Source organism: Natrinema versiforme (assembly GCF_005576615.1).
In the GTDB taxonomy this organism is placed as follows: domain Archaea; phylum Halobacteriota; class Halobacteria; order Halobacteriales; family Natrialbaceae; genus Natrinema; species Natrinema versiforme_A.
In genome coordinates, this window is record NZ_CP040330.1 from 850818 (window position 1) to 865207 (window position 14390).

18 protein-coding genes and 1 tRNA gene are annotated in these 14390 nt (G+C 65.3%); 10 read left to right on the plus strand and 9 right to left on the minus strand.

The features are described from left to right. Positions 1 to 51 precede the first annotated feature (51 nt). Positions 52 to 801 (minus strand): MBL fold metallo-hydrolase, encoded by a 750-nt coding sequence (locus tag FEJ81_RS04115; protein WP_138244083.1) that lies wholly within the window; start codon positions 799 to 801, stop codon positions 52 to 54. 167 nt (positions 802 to 968) lie between these two features. On the opposite strand from FEJ81_RS04115, the gene FEJ81_RS04120 reads away from it, so the two are divergent. The 3 genes from FEJ81_RS04120 (at position 969) to FEJ81_RS04130 (ending at position 3688) form a co-directional block, all read left to right on the plus strand. Beyond that, positions 969 to 1832 (plus strand): lipoate--protein ligase family protein, encoded by an 864-nt coding sequence (locus FEJ81_RS04120; protein WP_138244084.1) that lies wholly within the window; start codon positions 969 to 971, stop codon positions 1830 to 1832. A gap of 116 nt (positions 1833 to 1948) precedes the next feature. Beyond that, positions 1949 to 2818 carry a deoxyribonuclease IV gene (locus FEJ81_RS04125; RefSeq protein ID WP_138244085.1) on the plus strand — a complete coding sequence of 290 codons (870 nt, stop codon included), beginning with the start codon at positions 1949 to 1951 and terminating at the stop codon, positions 2816 to 2818. A 60-nt stretch (positions 2819 to 2878) separates the two neighbouring features. Next, entirely contained in the window at positions 2879 to 3688 is an 810-nt protein-coding gene (locus FEJ81_RS04130; protein WP_138244086.1) for a class I SAM-dependent methyltransferase, read from the plus strand. Between the two features lie 18 nt (positions 3689 to 3706). Here FEJ81_RS04130 and FEJ81_RS04135 read toward each other — a convergent pair whose 3' ends face one another. Next, on the minus strand, positions 3707 to 3955 hold the full coding sequence (locus tag FEJ81_RS04135) for a PRC-barrel domain-containing protein (RefSeq protein WP_138244087.1): 249 nt from the start codon (positions 3953 to 3955) through the stop codon (positions 3707 to 3709). Positions 3956 to 4067: 112 nt separating this feature from the next. Here FEJ81_RS04135 and FEJ81_RS04140 point away from each other — a divergent pair, with 112 nt between their 5' ends. The 3 genes from FEJ81_RS04140 (at position 4068) to FEJ81_RS04150 (ending at position 6908) form a co-directional block, all read left to right on the plus strand. Next, entirely contained in the window at positions 4068 to 5045 is a 978-nt protein-coding gene (locus FEJ81_RS04140) for an ABC transporter ATP-binding protein (RefSeq protein ID WP_138244088.1), read from the plus strand. Next, complete coding sequence (locus tag FEJ81_RS04145) at positions 5038 to 5826, plus strand: ABC transporter permease (RefSeq protein ID WP_138246713.1); 789 nt, start codon at positions 5038 to 5040, stop codon at positions 5824 to 5826. Before FEJ81_RS04140 ends, FEJ81_RS04145 begins: the two co-directional genes overlap by 8 nt. An 80-nt stretch (positions 5827 to 5906) precedes the next feature. Beyond that, positions 5907 to 6908: an arsenic resistance protein gene (locus FEJ81_RS04150; protein WP_138244089.1), complete on the plus strand. Its 1002-nt coding sequence runs from the start codon at positions 5907 to 5909 to the stop codon at positions 6906 to 6908. 7 nt (positions 6909 to 6915) lie between these two features. On the opposite strand, the gene FEJ81_RS04155 is transcribed toward FEJ81_RS04150, so the two are convergent. Beyond that, complete coding sequence (locus FEJ81_RS04155) at positions 6916 to 7584, minus strand: helix-turn-helix domain-containing protein (protein WP_138244090.1); 669 nt, start codon at positions 7582 to 7584, stop codon at positions 6916 to 6918. A gap of 136 nt (positions 7585 to 7720) precedes the next feature. On the opposite strand from FEJ81_RS04155, the gene FEJ81_RS04160 reads away from it, so the two are divergent. Then, positions 7721 to 8092, plus strand: coding sequence for a DUF7344 domain-containing protein (locus FEJ81_RS04160; protein WP_138244091.1), 372 nt, complete (start codon positions 7721 to 7723; stop codon positions 8090 to 8092). Between the two features lie 35 nt (positions 8093 to 8127). On the opposite strand, the gene FEJ81_RS04165 is transcribed toward FEJ81_RS04160, so the two are convergent. After that, positions 8128 to 8826, minus strand: coding sequence for a DUF7095 family protein (locus FEJ81_RS04165; RefSeq protein WP_138244092.1), 699 nt, complete (start codon positions 8824 to 8826; stop codon positions 8128 to 8130). A 115-nt stretch (positions 8827 to 8941) separates the two neighbouring features. Between FEJ81_RS04165 and FEJ81_RS04170 the strand changes: the two genes are divergently transcribed. Further along, on the plus strand, positions 8942 to 9658 hold the full coding sequence (locus FEJ81_RS04170) for an alpha/beta fold hydrolase (protein ID WP_138244093.1): 717 nt from the start codon (positions 8942 to 8944) through the stop codon (positions 9656 to 9658). 65 nt (positions 9659 to 9723) lie between these two features. Further along, entirely contained in the window at positions 9724 to 10683 is a 960-nt protein-coding gene (ncsA, locus tag FEJ81_RS04175) for a tRNA 2-thiolation protein NcsA (protein ID WP_138244094.1), read from the plus strand. Positions 10684 to 10690: 7 nt separating this feature from the next. Here the strand turns inward: ncsA and FEJ81_RS04180 are convergent, their stop codons facing one another. From FEJ81_RS04180 to FEJ81_RS04195, 4 genes are all read right to left on the minus strand, one after another. Beyond that, positions 10691 to 11077, minus strand: coding sequence for a hypothetical protein (locus tag FEJ81_RS04180; protein ID WP_138244095.1), 387 nt, complete (start codon positions 11075 to 11077; stop codon positions 10691 to 10693). Positions 11078 to 11421: 344 nt separating this feature from the next. Then, positions 11422 to 12609, minus strand: a complete 1188-nt coding sequence (gene ftsZ, locus FEJ81_RS04185; RefSeq protein ID WP_138244096.1) for a cell division protein FtsZ — start codon at positions 12607 to 12609, stop codon at positions 11422 to 11424. Between the two features lie 2 nt (positions 12610 to 12611). Further along, positions 12612 to 12791 (minus strand): ribbon-helix-helix domain-containing protein, encoded by a 180-nt coding sequence (locus tag FEJ81_RS04190; protein WP_138244097.1) that lies wholly within the window; start codon positions 12789 to 12791, stop codon positions 12612 to 12614. A 195-nt stretch (positions 12792 to 12986) separates the two neighbouring features. Continuing rightward, the gene (locus FEJ81_RS04195; RefSeq protein ID WP_138244098.1) at positions 12987 to 13613 is read right to left on the minus strand and encodes a double zinc ribbon domain-containing protein; all 627 of its coding nucleotides are present in this window, start codon (positions 13611 to 13613) and stop codon (positions 12987 to 12989) included. Between the two features lie 128 nt (positions 13614 to 13741). Here FEJ81_RS04195 and FEJ81_RS04200 point away from each other — a divergent pair. Next, a tRNA-Tyr gene (locus tag FEJ81_RS04200) sits at positions 13742 to 13815 on the plus strand. A 194-nt stretch (positions 13816 to 14009) separates the two neighbouring features. On the opposite strand, the gene FEJ81_RS04205 is transcribed toward FEJ81_RS04200, so the two are convergent. Further along, positions 14010 to 14333 (minus strand): hypothetical protein, encoded by a 324-nt coding sequence (locus FEJ81_RS04205; protein WP_138244099.1) that lies wholly within the window; start codon positions 14331 to 14333, stop codon positions 14010 to 14012. Positions 14334 to 14390: the final 57 nt, after the last annotated feature.

Below are 14390 nucleotides of genomic sequence, written 5' to 3' on the forward strand. Positions count from 1 at the left end.
GACGGAGAGTGGGCGTCGGTTCAACGGGTATCGCCGTTCGCGGACGAATCGTTATTTCCGTTTTTCTCGCTCTCGAGCGAGTTCGACGGCCGTTTCGGTATGACCGCGCCACGGCTTGCCGTGACCCGGCAGGAGGAGGACCTCGCCGATCGACTCGAGTCGGGACAACGACTCGTACGCGCGGTCGTGATCCGGGTTGAACCAGTCGGTGAGCAGTTGCGGCTGGTGGCCGCGACCGGCGACGAAATCGGTCGTGACGAGTTCGTCGCCACAGAAGAGGGCCTCCTGTTCCGGGAAGTGGTACGCGACGTGCCCCTCGCTGTGGCCGGGGGTGTGAACGACTCGCGGCGAGCCCGGCACGTCGAGCGTCTCGCCGTCCGCGACCGTCCGAAACGTCGTCAGCGGCGGGACGGAAAGGCCACCCGAGCGAACGAACTCGACCGCATACCGGGAGAGTTCCGGCCGCCAGAGGCGAACGATTCCTTTAGTGAGAGTCACCTCGGCGTCGCCTCGAGCGTGTGCGGCGTCGGCTTCGTGGAGCCACACCGAGACCCCGGCTTCCCTGCGGAGTCGCTCGGCGAACCCCGCGTGATCGGGATGCGCGTGCGTCAGTATGCAGGCGTCGACATCCGTCACGCCGTAGCCCATCGTCTCGAGTTGCCCGTCGAACTGATCCCAGTGTGCCGGGAAGCCGGTATCGACGACTGTGATGCCGTCGGCCGTCTCCACGAGGTACCAGTTCACTCGCTCGCTCCCGCACCGGTAGACGCCGTCCGCAACGCGTTCCGAGATCATCGCCATCGATACGTCGACCGAGTTCACGACAGCGAATAAACACCTCGAGGAGTTCTTCGGAACTGGGAATCGAACACGCAGGTGACCCGTCCGCGGACACGGCCCCGTTCCGGATTCAGGTCCACGGCCGTCCGAACCCTATCTCTAACCCCCTCGAGCGCGATTGGTGGGATATGAGCGACGCCACAGACCGTTCGACCGATACGGATCTCGCGGATCGGGACTGGCGGCTGATCCGGGACGAGCCTCGGAACGGAGCGACGCAGATGGCCCTCGAGGAGATCGCGGCGGGGACGGCCCTCGAGGACGGGATCCGAACGGTCCGAACCTACTCGTGGGAACCGAGTACGCTCTCGTTGGGGTACCGACAGGACGCCGACACCGTCGACTGGGACTTCTGCGAGCGCGAGGGGGTCGACGTGACGCGGCGTCAGACCGGCGGCGGTGGCATCTACCACGACCGGTTCGCCGACATCTCCTATACGATCGTGGCTCCCGCCGACGAGGTCCCCGGGAACCTGATGGACTGTTACGAACTGTTCTGCGAGCCGATCCTCGAGGCCTTCGACCGGATGGGCGTCGACGCCGCCTTCGCGTCGGCCGAACAGGACGCCATCTACCAGCCCTCGTGTTACCTGCGGGATATCAACCCGGCACACGACATCGTCGCACCGGCGGACGCGGGCGACGAGGCGAAAAAGATCAGCGGGAACGCACAGTACCGCCAGCGCGACGTGGTCATCCAGCACGGCTCGATCAGTTACGCCCTCGAGCCCCGGGCACACGTCGGCGTGTTCGACGCCGAACTCGAGGAATCGACCTTCACCGACCGGGTGACGAGCGTCCGCGACGAGGCGGGTCTCGACCGGGACGGCGCGGTCGAGACGATCGCGAATTCGCTGCGGGACTGGTGTGATGCCGAGGTATCGACGTGGCGGGACGGCGAACTCGAGGCTGCGCGGGACCTCGCCGACCGGAAGTTCGGGAGCAATGCGTGGGTCCGGAATCGGGAGGTGCTCGAGGCCGGAGAGGGGTGACTGCCCGCAGTCGGTGGGCCGTCGTCCGGATCGCTTGAGCGCCTTCCAGCGCCGTCGATTCCGGTGACTCGACTCGCTCCGAAGTACCTATCACGAACCGGTACTGACGAGTGGCCATGAAGGTCGGTGCACACGTTTCGATCTCCGGTTCGCGCGTCTCTTCCGACGAGGAAACCCCGCCGTACGACGATCTCCGCAACGCGGTCCACCGCCAACTCGCCTTCGGCGGTAACTGCGGACAGATCTTCACCACCTCGCCGCAGGTCTGGCAACAGCCCGAAATCGGCGACGAGGCCGCCGTGGGCTTCCGGGACGAGACCGACGAGGAACTCGAGGGGCCGTGGGTCATTCACTCGTCCTACCTCGTCAATCTCTGCACGCCGAAAGACGACCTCCGCCGGAAGTCCATGGAGAGTATGCAGGCGGAACTCGACGCCGCCGAGCGACTCGGCATTCCGTACGTAAACGTCCACCTCGGGGCCCACACCGGCGCGGGCGTCGAGGGCGGCCTCGACAACGCCGCGAGCGTCATCGACGACCTCGAGGTGCCCGACGACGTGACGATCCTCATCGAGTCCGACGCGGGCAGCGGAACGAAACTCGGCGGCGAGTTCGAGCACCTCGCGGGAATCATCGACCGCACCGAGACGGACATCGGCATCTGTATCGACACCGCCCACACGCTCGTCGCGGGCAACGACCTCACGACGCCCGAGGCGGTCGACGAGACCGTCGGCCGCTTCGACGACGAGGTCGGACTGGAGTACCTCGAGTACATCCACCTCAACGACTCGAAACACGACGTGGGAACCCACAAGGACGAACACGCCCACGTCGGCGAGGGGTACATCGGCGAGGACGGCATGAAAGCGATCGTGAACCACCCCGATCTGCGGGACCTGCCGTTCGCGCTCGAGACGCCGACCGAGGACGGCCGCGGCTTCGCGTGGAACATCGAGAAGGTCCGAGAACTGCGGGACGACTAACCCGTCTCGAGCGCTCGAGAAACCGACCCGTTTTTACTCGAGATAGGCGTAGGACGGTCCGTGCGCGAGTTCTCAGAATCCTACCTCAGCCGGACCCGAGCGGGGATGTGGGCCGATTCCCGGGCGGCCCTCGAGCCGCTCGCCCTCGAGTCTCGCGACCGCGTTCTGGACGTGGGCTGTGGCACCGGCGAACTGAGTCGCGTCCTCGCGGCGGAGTCGCCGGGCGAAGTGATCGGCTGTGACGCCGACTCCGATCTGCTCGCGGCCGCGAGCGAGCACGTGCCGGTCGTCACCGGCGACGCCGTTCGGCTGCCGTTCCCCGACGACGCGTTCGACCTCGTCGTCTGTCAGGCCTTGCTGATCAACCTCCCCGAGCCCGCCGCGGCGCTGGCCGAGTTCGCTCGCGTTTCGCGGGACCTCGTCGCGGCCGTCGAACCCGACAACGCCGCCGTCGAGGTCGACTCGAGCGTCGACGCCGAAGACGACCTCGAGCGGCGGGCGCGGCGGGCCTACCTCGACGGCGTGCGGACGGACGTGTCGCTCGGGGCCGACGCCCGCGAGGCGTTCGAGACGGCGGGACTCGAGGTGTGCGAAACGCGCCGGTACGACCACGTTCGGACGGTCGAACCGCCCTACGGCGAGCCGGCGCTGGTCGCGGCCCGCCGAAAGGCGACCGGCGCGGGGTTGGCCGACGACCGCGAGACGATGCTCTCGGGGGCGTTGACCGAGGCGGAGTACGACGACCTCCGCGGGTCGTGGCGGGAGATGGGGCGGACCGTCATCGACCAGATGGAAGCGGGGAAGTACCGCCGCGAAGAAGCGGTTCCGTTCTTCGTGACCGTCGGCCGGGTTTCCGAGAGCGGGCCGTGATCACCGCGGAGCGCTCACTCACTCCCCGGACTGAATGACGATCCGATCGTTCACCGTCTCGACGCGGCTGACGGGGATCTGTAGCCGGTCATCGCCGTCGGCTCGAGCGGTGTCGCCCGTCGAAGCCCGTCCGCGAGCGTCGACGACGAGGTCGCGGAGCGCGCCGGACTCGAGGTCCATCGTGATGGTATAGAGCGTGCCGAAGTCAGTACCGTCGATTCCGACGACGGGCTTTCCGTCGAGGTTTCGTGCGAGTATATCGCTCATACGTCCCCGGGCCACGTCCTGTAATAAATGATTTTGGTAACGAAAACTGTCAGGACCCCGCTCTAACGCGTCGGACCGCCACAGCAATGGTGTCACGACGCTACTAGCATGTATGGCCGCGATCGAACTCGAGGGGCTCACCAAATCCTACGGGGAGGTCCTCGCCAACGACGATGTCACGTTCGATGTCGAGCGCGGCGAGATATTCGGCTACCTCGGCCCGAACGGCGCGGGCAAGACGACGACGATCCGGACGCTGCTCGGATTCATCTCGCCGACCGCCGGCTCGGCGCGGCTGCTGGGCCGCGACGTGACCGACGAGGAGCAACTGCTCGAGGCCAAGCGCCGAATCGGCTATCTGCCCGACAGCCCGGCGTTCGACGAGACGGCGACCGGTCAGGAACTCCTCGACCTGCACGGCTCGATCAAGGGAGACGAGCGCAGCGCCGAACTGCTCGAGTTGTTCGACCCGCCGCTGGACCGCGAGATCCGGGCGTACTCGCGGGGGAACGTCCAGAAGTTGGGGCTCGTGACGACGTTCATGCACGATCCCGAGCTGGTGATCCTCGACGAACCCACCAGCGGGCTGGACCCGCTGCTCCAGCAGCGGTTTACGGAGTTTCTCCGGGCCGAACGGGAGCGCGGACTGACGGTGTTTTTCTCCTCGCATATCTTAAGCGAGGTGCGAAAGCTGTGCGATCGCGTCGGCATCATCCGAAACGGGCAGTTGGTCACGGTCGAACCGGTCGAATCGCTGCTGGACAGAAGCGGCAAACTCGTCCGTTTACACGCCGCGAAGTCGATCCCGGTTCAGTCGCTCGAGATCGACGGCGTCCACGACCTCGAGACCGATACCGAGAACGTGTCGAGCGGCGGGAGCGAGTACGTGTTCACGTTCACCGGCGACGTCAACGCGCTGCTCGAGGTGCTTCGGTCATACCGGCTGCTCGATCTCTCGATCGAAGAAGCGCCGCTCGAGGAGGTATTCATGCGGTTTTACGGCGGCGACGGCGCGGCCGATGGATCGGACGGAAGCGATCGCGTGGCCGCCGGTGCCACTGCGACGGACGACGGGGACGACGATGTTTGAACTGACGCGGTACGACGGCCGACATCGAGTGCGGGGGAGCCTCTATCTCTCGATCGGGCTCTCGCTGCTCGCCGCGATGGTCATCTGGGTCTATCCCTCGTTCGAGGCCGAGGTCGATCTGGAGCAACTGCTGGCGGCCTATCCCGAGCCGATTCTGCAGGTGATGGGCGTCCGGACGATGGCCAGTCTGGGCGGGTTCCTCTCGTTCGAACTCTATACGTTCGGATGGATCATCCTGCTGGGGCTGTATCTGGCCTACGCCACGGCGGGAACGATCGCCGACGATGTCGACCGCGGTCGGATGGACGTGTTGCTGGCGATGCCGATCTCCCGAACACGGTTGGTCGGCGAGCGATTCGCCGCGATGGCGGTGCCGATCGTCGGCGCGAACGTCCTGCCGCCGATCGTCGTCTACGTCGGCGCGCGACTGATCGACCATCCCCTCGCCGCGACTGACGTGCTCGCGGTCCATCTCCTCTCGATTCCCTACCTCTTCGCCTGTGCGGGGATCGGCCTGCTCGCGTCGGTCGTCTTCGACCGCGCGGCGATCGCCCAGCGGGTCGCGCTCGGCGTCACGTTCGCGCTGTTCCTCTCCGAGTCGCTCCTGACCGGCACCGACGCCGAACCCGTCGGCGCGATCGCACCGATGCGGTACTACGATCCGAACGAGATCCTGCTCGAGGGCAGCTACGACCTCGTCGGCACGGGCGTCCTCGTCGCGATGACCGTCGTCCTCCTGATCGCGGCCCAGCTCTGGTTCCGCCGGAGCGACATCCCCTGAGTCGGCGTCTCGACTCTCGTCCGATCTGTGCGTGCTGAGAGACCGCGCCCCATTTACGGTTCTCGCACCAACGTCCGGTGATGCCTTCTAACGAGTGGGTCCAACGCAACCAGATCGCCGTGTACGCGGTCTCGGTCCTGCTCGCCCTCGGCGTCGGCGTGGCGTGGCCGGCAGCCGCGCCGTTCTTCGAGCGGCTCATCACACCCGTTTTGGCGGTCCTCCTGTACGTAACCTTCCTCGAGATTCCGTTCGGTCGGTTCCGTGCGGCGTTTACGAACGGCCGGTTCATGGCCGGCGCGCTCGGGATGAATTTTCTCGTCGTTCCGATCGTCGTCTACGGACTCACCCGAGTTCTCCCGCAGGAACCGGTCTTGCTCGTCGGCGCGTTCATGGTGTTGCTGACGCCCTGTATCGACTACGTGATCCCGTTTACCGACCTCGCTGACGGGGACGCCGAGCAGCTCACCGCCGCGACGCCGGCGCTGTTGGTCCTCCAGTTGCTCCTCCTGCCGGGCTATCTCTGGCTGTTCATGGGGAGTCGGATCGCCGCCGTCGTCGACCCCGACCCCTTCCTCGAGGCATTCCTCCTGCTCATCGCCTTGCCGCTTACCCTCGCGTGGCTCACCGAACTGGGGGCGACGCGGTCGGCGACCGGACGCCGGTGGCAGGACGCGATGGGGTGGCTTCCGGTCCCGATGATGGGTGCGACCCTGCTGGTCGTGATCGCCTCGCAGCTCCCTCGAGTCGGGGATTCGATCGGGCAGATCGCAGCGGTCGTCCCGGTATACGTCGCGTTTCTCGTCGTCATGCCCCTGCTGGGTCGGGTGGCGGCCGGACTTCTCCGACTGAATACCGGCGAGAGCCGCGCGCTCGTCTTTACCTCCGTGACGCGGAACTCGCTGGTCGTGCTCCCGCTGGCGCTGGCGCTCCCGGCGGGCTACGAGCTGGCACCGGCGGTCGTCGTCACGCAGACGCTGGTGGAACTGACCGGGATGGTCGTCCTCACGCGAGTCGTCCCCACGTGGCTCGTCTCGGAGCGTCCGGCGTCGCTTTCGGCCCCCGGTATCGCCGAGAACGAGTGACCGTGCGCTACGACGACTGGTCGGCGGGGTACACCGTGTTCTCGATGAGCGTTTTCACGCCGCGACGAAAGCGTTCCGACGTCGCGTTCGGCGAGATCCCGAGTCGGTCGCCGAGTTCCGCGAGCGAACACGATCGCGGAATGTCGAGGTAGCCGGCGTCGACGGCGGCGACGAGCGCCTCGTGCTGGTACTCCGTCATGCCGAACTCCGAGCGCGTCCCCGCACCGCCGACGCTCTCTCCTTTCTCGTACAGCTTCCGGAGTTCGACCTCCAGATCCTGCTCCACGAAGAAGGCGTAAAACCGCTCGAGCGCCTCGTCGCTGGGAAAGGCGACGCGAAAGCGCCACCCCTCGCTCGTCGCGGTCACCTCCTGTAAGACGCCGCCCTCTTCGATCACGAGCGGATACACGCTCGATCGGTGGCCCTCGGGCGTCAATTCGAGTTGGTAGAGGCGACGCTCGTCGAACTCGACCACTCGGACGGGAGCGGTGACGGTCGGATCGGCCTCGAGCGCGGCGTCGAACGCCGCGAACTCGTCGCCGTCGACCCAGACGAGCAGTTGGTGGTCACCGTCTTCGGTGAGGTCGGACTGTTCCCACGTGACCGTTACGTCCGATGTGTGCGAGAGCGTTTCGCGGAGAATAGGATAGTCGATGAGGAGCGTAGCGAGTAGCATCGTGGCGAGATACCGTCGGTAGGTATCGGTGTGGTTTTTCGGTTTCGGCTCCGACGATCACGAACGATCCGGACGGATAAAGGACGTGAATACTTCCGCGTCGGAGCTATCCGACGGATCCGTCCATTGATACGCAATGGCAGACCGGCATGCGGACGGGGACGAAAAGCGAAATTCGATAGATCTGTCGTTTGCTGCATTGAGTGACCCGCGTCGCCGGTCCCTCTGCCGATACGCGATGCGGACGGGGACAGAGAGCGTCGCATCCGAGGACCTCGTCGACTACGTCATCGAGCGAGCACCGGAGACGGGGTCGGCTGAGCCCGACCGGCGGGCCGTCGAGACGGAACTCCGCCACGTCCACCTGCCGAAACTGGACGAGGCCGGAATGGTCGACTACGACCGGCAGAGCGGCGTCGTCCACGTCGACCGCGCGACGGTCGCAAAGCGGCTCGAGGATGTTCGCGCGGCGATCGCAGACCTACAGGACAGCGCGGCGGTCAGGTAGGACGGAGCGGCTGCAGGTAGGGGCCGATCGGCGCGTCAGACGACGTCGCCGCGAACCGTCACGCCGTCCTGTCGTTCGCGCCACGAGTGGAGCTCCCGGGCCGCCGCGTCGGCCTCGTCGTCGTCCATGCCGAGCATCTCGAGGGCGGCGGACAGCGTCGGCAGCGCCAGTTCGCTCTCCCGGAGCTTCCGGAACGCGTCGTCGCTTCTGGTGCCGTCGGCCCACAGACAGACCCCGCGCGGGTCGAGCAACTGGGTGTAATCCTCCCGGAGTTGCGCGCCGCGCAGTCGCTGCGTGACGTTGTCCTCGAACGAGGCGTTACAGACCTCGAGATGGATCGGCTCGTCGTCCCCGAGGAGGTGTGCGGCGAGACACTGCTCGGGCGCGGCGTGGCCGTTCGCATTGGCGCGAAGGTAGTCGGGATGTTCGCGGGCCCAGTCGGCCCGAACCGATTTCCCGACGCCCTCGATGCCGTGGGACTCGCGGAACCGGGCGTTCGGGTCACCTGCGTTCGACTCGGTTCCGTCGTCGCTCGATGCCGTCGGCTCGCTGTCGTCGCGCAGCAACACGTCCTTGGTCACGTAGATATCCAGTCGCTCGACGGGATCGAGGCCGAGCGCGATATCGCCGAGCGCCCACACCTCGCGGACGGGCACCGGCAGCCGGTCGTCCTCGACGGTGTCGACGAATCGCTCGAGGCGATCGACCGCGTCACTGCGGTCAAATCCAGTCATCGGTCGCCCTTGGGCATCGACGCGCAAAGTCGTTTCTCAGCGACGCCGGGGGCGCGGTCTCGAGCGGGTTGTCGAGAAATCAGGTTTTTTACCGGTTCCCGGTGAACACAAGCCTATGCGACATCGGATCTTCAACGAGGACGGCGACGACGAACTCGTCTTCGTCATGGGCTGGGGCAACCGCTGGACCCACGAGAACGTCAGCTGGCTCATCGGGCAGTTGACCGAGGTCGGCTACCGGGTCCACGCGTTCGAACTCCCCACGAACATCGACGACTTCAAAGCCGACTGGCTCGAGCCGGTCGCCGAGTACGTCCGCGACCTCGAGGGGTACCAGTTGCTGGGCCACAGCGCGGGCGCGCTCGTCGCACAGGCCCTCGACGGCGCGGCCAACCACGTCTATCTGAGTCCGTGGTGGGGGTACGGTGAGGGGTTCCCGGAACCGGTGTTGGAGGCGGTGTCGAAACTCCCGACGACGTTCCCGTGTCTGCCGATCGACCTCGATCGGGAGGCGCTAGGTGAGGAAGCGACCGATCACCAACTCCAGACGACGCCCTCGTGGGTCTCGCCGGCCTTCGTTCGGGAAACCCGCCGTGCACAGGACGAACTGCTGACGATCGACCACGACGCCGTCGTCTTCTGTTCGCTGCGCGATCCCGTCGTGAGCCTCCACCCGATCGGCGAGCGGGTCCCCGCCGAACACGTCGTTCTCTACAACGGCGGCCACGAACTGTTCTCCTCCCGCGGCCGCGAGCGGTACGTCGACCTCCTGTTAGCCGCACTCGAGGAGGGGGCCGACACCGTCGAGGAGCGCTCGGCGGTACCGGTCTGAGTGGACGGGTCCGCCGTCTCCGCCAGACGAAACCGTGATTGGCGGCGACCGACAACGGACCGCTAATGGACTGTAATCGCTGTGACCAGGAGGCGGTCATGCACGCCGCCTACTCCGGGGCACACCTTTGTGAGGACCACTTCCGCGAGTCGGTCGAAAAGCGGGTGCGCCGCCGGGTCCGACGGGACGACCTCGTCCCCCACGATGCGACCCCCGAGAACCCCCAGACGTGGGTGATCGGGCTCTCCGGCGGCAAGGACAGCGTCGTGCTCACGCAGATCCTCCACGACACGTTCGCCGACGACCCCCGCATCGAACTCGTCGGGCTGACGATTCACGAGGGGATCGAGGGCTACCGCGACAAATCGGTCGACGCCTGCGTCGAACTCAGCGAGGACCTCGACATCCGCCACGAACTCGTCAGTTACGAAGACGAGTTCGGCGTCCGGATGGACGATGTCGTCGAAGATGACCCCGAAAACATGGCTCCCTGTGCCTACTGCGGCGTCTTCCGCCGGGACCTCCTCTCGGAGTACGCCGACGAACTCGAGGCCGATCTCCTCCTCACGGGCCACAACTTAGACGACGAGGCCCAGACCGCGCTCATGAACATCCTCGAGGGCGACGTCGAACAGATGGCCAAACACTTCGACGCCAGCCTCGGCTCGCTGTCGGACCGCGAGGACCAAGACGAGTTCGTCCCGCGCGCGAAGCCGCTGCGGGACGTCCCCGAAAAAGAGATCGCGCTGTACGCCCACATCAACGACCTCCCGGCACACATCACCGAGTGTCCCCACGCCAGCGAGGCCTACCGCGGCGAGATCCAGCAACTCCTCTACGATCTCGAGGAGAACCACCCCGGCACTCGCCACTCGATCCTTTCCGGCTACGAGGAACTGGCCGACATCGCGGCCGAGAAGTACGCCGGCGATGACGGTGCCGACCTCCGGGAGTGCGTCGAGTGCGGCTCGACGACCACTCGAGAGGTCTGTCGGAAGTGCTCGCTGCTCGAGTCGCTGGCCTAACCGAGCGTCACGAGAGCGCCGCGTCGCAGTGTTTGCACGTCGTTCGCTCCGGATCGTTCGGCGCACCACAGGCGGCACAGTTCGTCGTGCCGGTCGCCCGACGAGCGTCTCTCGAGTCGGCAGCGTTCTCGACATCTCCGTCGGAGTCGATCGACTCGCCACAGTTCGGACAGTATCGAACCGATGGATCCGACGGATCCGCGCGGTCTCCGCCCTCGCCATCACCGTCGGCAACCTCGAGATCGACCGTCACGTCGCAGTCGGGGCAGTATCCGCTCACATCGTCCGGTCGACTGGTCTCCGTGGCTCGCTTCCGATGAACCTGTATGACGCCGACCGCGAGTAACGTTCCGAACACCAGCCAGCCGATGGGCCCCATCGCGAGGAACGCCATAAACAGTAGATATCCGCCGACGAGAAGCCCGACGGCTTTCAAGACACGGTCTCGAGCGACATACCGTCCCCTCAATGGATAACTCGATGAAACTCTTTCCCTCGCACGGGCTCGCTGTATCGTCGGACGAATCTCGAAGCACGGTTGTATACGACCGTAAACGGCCGCCGCAGGAGTAGCGATGCTGGCAAGTCAGTCCGGCGACTGGCGGTCGTTCGAGACGGACGCCACGCTGTGGCGAGCGATGACTCTCGAGGGAACGAATCGACGATAAAACGCGATCGACGAAACCGAGTCGGCACGAAGGTGGTGTGTCAGTGGTGTGTCCGTGCCGCGATCGTCGACTATCGGATAACGTCGACGCCGTTCTGTCGGTCGACTTCCTCGCGGCCGCCGTCGCTCTGTGCGCCGAAGCCGGAGCCGCCGGTTTCGACGTTCTTGCTCGCGTCGAAGTCGGCCTCGCTCACGCCCTCGATGCTCTGGCGGGACTTGTCGGCCTGCTTCTGGGTCGTCGGACCGAGCACCTGTGCGCTCTGGACGCCGGTCATGATCGCCATGACCCGCACCTTGCCCTTGTAGTTCTCCTGGATCCGCGCGCCCCAGATGACGTTCGCCGAGGCCTCGAGGCGCTCGGTGATGTTGTCGGCAATACCCTCGGCCTCTTTCAGCGTGAGATCGGGGCCGCCGGTGATGTGGACGAGTCCGCCGCTCGCGCCGCGGTAGTCGACGTCCAGCAGCGGGTGGTTCATCGCGTCCTTGACGACCTCGTCGGTCTTGTTCTTGTCCTGGGTCTCGCCGACGAGCATCACCGCGACGCCGCCCTGATTCATGATCGTGGACATGTCCGCGTAGTCCAGATTGATCAGGGACGGCTGGGTGATCGTCTCCGAGATCCCCTTGACTGTCTCGGCGATGATCTGGTCCATCACCGAGAACGCCTTGCCGATCGGCAGGTTCGGGACGTAATCGAGCAGTCGGTTGTTGTCCAGCACGATGATCGAGTCGGCCTGCTCGCGCAGCTTCTCGAGGCCTTCCTCGGCTTTCACCGTGCGGGCGCGCTCGACGTTGAACGGCGTCGAGACCATTCCGACGACGATCGCACCCTGCTCCTTGGCGATCTTCGAGACGACGGGGGCGGCACCCGTGCCGGTGCCACCGCCCATCCCGGCAGTCACGAACACGAGGTCCGCATCGCCGAGGACCTCCTTGATCGTGCCCTGGGCCATCTCGGTCGCGCGTTCGCCCATCGACGGGTCGCCGCCGGCACCGAGCCCGTTCGTGAGCGACTTGCCGACCAGGATCTTCGTGTCGGCCTCGATCATCTTGAGGTGCTGCTTGTCCGTGTTGATCGCCACGGTGTCGGCACCGTCGACGCCGATGTTGTACAGCCGGTTGATGGTGTTGTTCCCGGCACCGCCACAGCCGACGATGACGATTCGGGGCTCCCCGAACTCGTCGTCGTCCATCGAGGCGTCCATCTCCCGGGCCTCCTCCTCCGCGTTCTCGAGGGCGTCTTGAACGATATCCTGCATCGTTACACCTTGGCCCAGTTGCGTTTGCCGGTCTGTTCGCTGGGACCGTCTCCCTGTTCGTTGATCATCTCGCGGACGGCCGACCGGATCGCCTCGCTCCGGTTCGGGAACTCGCCCGAATCGACCAATTGCTCTACCTCTTCGATCTGCTGTTTCGGAATTCGCAGTGTCACACGCTCCATGGTTGTATTCCCCGTTGGGTAAGACGGTGGCGCGCCCCTGTCAGACGCGGCGTGTCTTACGTCGTAACCGCCCGACATCGGGCGATTTCCCGTCTTGTCGACGGGTGTAAGACAATCCGTCTTACGCGAATAGTTGGATGTCCGGCTTGAATAATAAAACTTTCGGCGAGGGTGACTTTCAGCGTCTTACACTGGTCAGTACTGGCTACTGTCGGACTCGAGTACGTCCGCCGCGGGCGTCCGACGACCGCAGCCCGGACAGAACGACCAGTCCGATCGGACCTCGTCGCCGCAATCACAGAACAGTCGCCGCGACGCCTTTTCGCCGCAGTTCGGACAGTAGACGTGGTCGCCGTCGAGCTGGTCACCACACTGGTTGCAGGTTACGTCCGCCTCGGATTGCGTGTCCGGCTGTGCCTGCGTCCGACCGGGCTGTCGGGTTCCGTCGGTCGTCTCACGCGCGTGGTCGCGTTCGATCTGCACCGCCTCCTCGGACGCGGCCGTCGCTCCCTCGAGCGAGATCGAGATCGTGATGTCCTGTGGATCGGTCGAAGTCGATTCACGCGTACGCGCGTTGGCGCGCTCGAGGCCGAGTTCCCGCAACTGCGTCGCGAGTCGCTCGTCGACCCGTTCGCGAACCAGTTCGTCGATGGCACCCTCTCCCTCACGTCCCGTCTCCGACCGCTCGTCGCCGCTCCGTGCCGACCCGTCGCCCTCGAGATACGAGCGGAGCGCTTCTCGCATCGCTTCGCTCTTGGAGGCCTCGAGCCCCTCGAGTTGTTCGACGAGGTCGTCGTCGGCGCGGAACGTGATCTTGCTCATAGGCGAGTTGTCCCCCTCTTCTCACGCCTCCCATATCAATCATGCTGCCGTTCGTGGCTCGCGACACGTCCGCGCCCGTTCCGAATAATAACCCTTATGTGCATTACGGCGGCTACGTTTGAGTGCGCCCGCCCTTAGCTCAGACTGGTAGAGCAGTCGACTGTAGATCGACTTGCCCCCCGTTCAAATCGGGGAGGGCGGATTTCTCCTGCGAACAACGTGAGCAGTGAGAAATTCATCCTGAACCGATTTGAACACGCCAGTCGCAGCGCGCGAACGGAGTGAGTGCGACCGTCTGGCATCTGTTCAATCGGGGAGCGGACTCGATTTCTCGTCGAAGTCGAGCAAAGATCGAATAGATCGCAGTCTTTCGATCCGAACTCGAGCGCTCGGTCATCAGTGGTCTCCGGTGGTATGGTGGGCGAGTCGGCAGTTCTTTAGTGTCCTCGAGTGGCCGTCGTAGCCGCCCGTCGGCTCGGTCTGTTGGAGCGACGAGCGCTCGAGGACATCCTCGAGGCCGGGAGTGACGTGCCAGGATTTCTGGCCGGTCGGAGTATCGACCCAGACGACCGGCCACCCGTCGTACCAGTACCAGCCGGCGGTGTTCGGTCCCCAAGTAAGGCGGATCGCTCTCGCGAAGGCGATCGCGAGGAGATTCCGGTCGTGGTAAACCTCGTCGGGAAGCTTCTCGTCAGTCGGTGGCGGGTTGTCTGCACCCATGCTTCGATGAGACTCGAGCGCGAATGATAGCGGTCAGGAATATCATAGTATCGTACT

Coding starts and splice junctions, on each gene's coding strand:
- FEJ81_RS04120 (WP_138244084.1), top strand. CDS start 969: ATGAGCGACGCCACAGACCGTTCGACCGATACGGATCTCGCGGATCGG.
- FEJ81_RS04195 (WP_138244098.1), bottom strand. CDS start 13,613: ATGAGCAAGATCACGTTCCGCGCCGACGACGACCTCGTCGAACAACTC.
- FEJ81_RS04135 (WP_138244087.1), bottom strand. CDS start 3,955: ATGAGCGATATACTCGCACGAAACCTCGACGGAAAGCCCGTCGTCGGA.
- FEJ81_RS04140 (WP_138244088.1), top strand. CDS start 4,068: ATGGCCGCGATCGAACTCGAGGGGCTCACCAAATCCTACGGGGAGGTC.
- ftsZ (WP_138244096.1), bottom strand. CDS start 12,609: ATGCAGGATATCGTTCAAGACGCCCTCGAGAACGCGGAGGAGGAGGCC.
- FEJ81_RS04190 (WP_138244097.1), bottom strand. CDS start 12,791: ATGGAGCGTGTGACACTGCGAATTCCGAAACAGCAGATCGAAGAGGTA.
- ncsA (WP_138244094.1), top strand. CDS start 9,724: ATGGACTGTAATCGCTGTGACCAGGAGGCGGTCATGCACGCCGCCTAC.
- FEJ81_RS04125 (WP_138244085.1), top strand. CDS start 1,949: ATGAAGGTCGGTGCACACGTTTCGATCTCCGGTTCGCGCGTCTCTTCC.
- FEJ81_RS04155 (WP_138244090.1), bottom strand. CDS start 7,584: ATGCTACTCGCTACGCTCCTCATCGACTATCCTATTCTCCGCGAAACG.
- FEJ81_RS04170 (WP_138244093.1), top strand. CDS start 8,942: ATGCGACATCGGATCTTCAACGAGGACGGCGACGACGAACTCGTCTTC.
- FEJ81_RS04115 (WP_138244083.1), bottom strand. CDS start 801: ATGGCGATGATCTCGGAACGCGTTGCGGACGGCGTCTACCGGTGCGGG.
- FEJ81_RS04145 (WP_138246713.1), top strand. CDS start 5,038: ATGTTTGAACTGACGCGGTACGACGGCCGACATCGAGTGCGGGGGAGC.
- FEJ81_RS04165 (WP_138244092.1), bottom strand. CDS start 8,826: ATGACTGGATTTGACCGCAGTGACGCGGTCGATCGCCTCGAGCGATTC.
- FEJ81_RS04150 (WP_138244089.1), top strand. CDS start 5,907: ATGCCTTCTAACGAGTGGGTCCAACGCAACCAGATCGCCGTGTACGCG.
- FEJ81_RS04160 (WP_138244091.1), top strand. CDS start 7,721: ATGGCAGACCGGCATGCGGACGGGGACGAAAAGCGAAATTCGATAGAT.
- FEJ81_RS04180 (WP_138244095.1), bottom strand. CDS start 11,077: ATGGCGTTCCTCGCGATGGGGCCCATCGGCTGGCTGGTGTTCGGAACG.
- FEJ81_RS04205 (WP_138244099.1), bottom strand. CDS start 14,333: ATGGGTGCAGACAACCCGCCACCGACTGACGAGAAGCTTCCCGACGAG.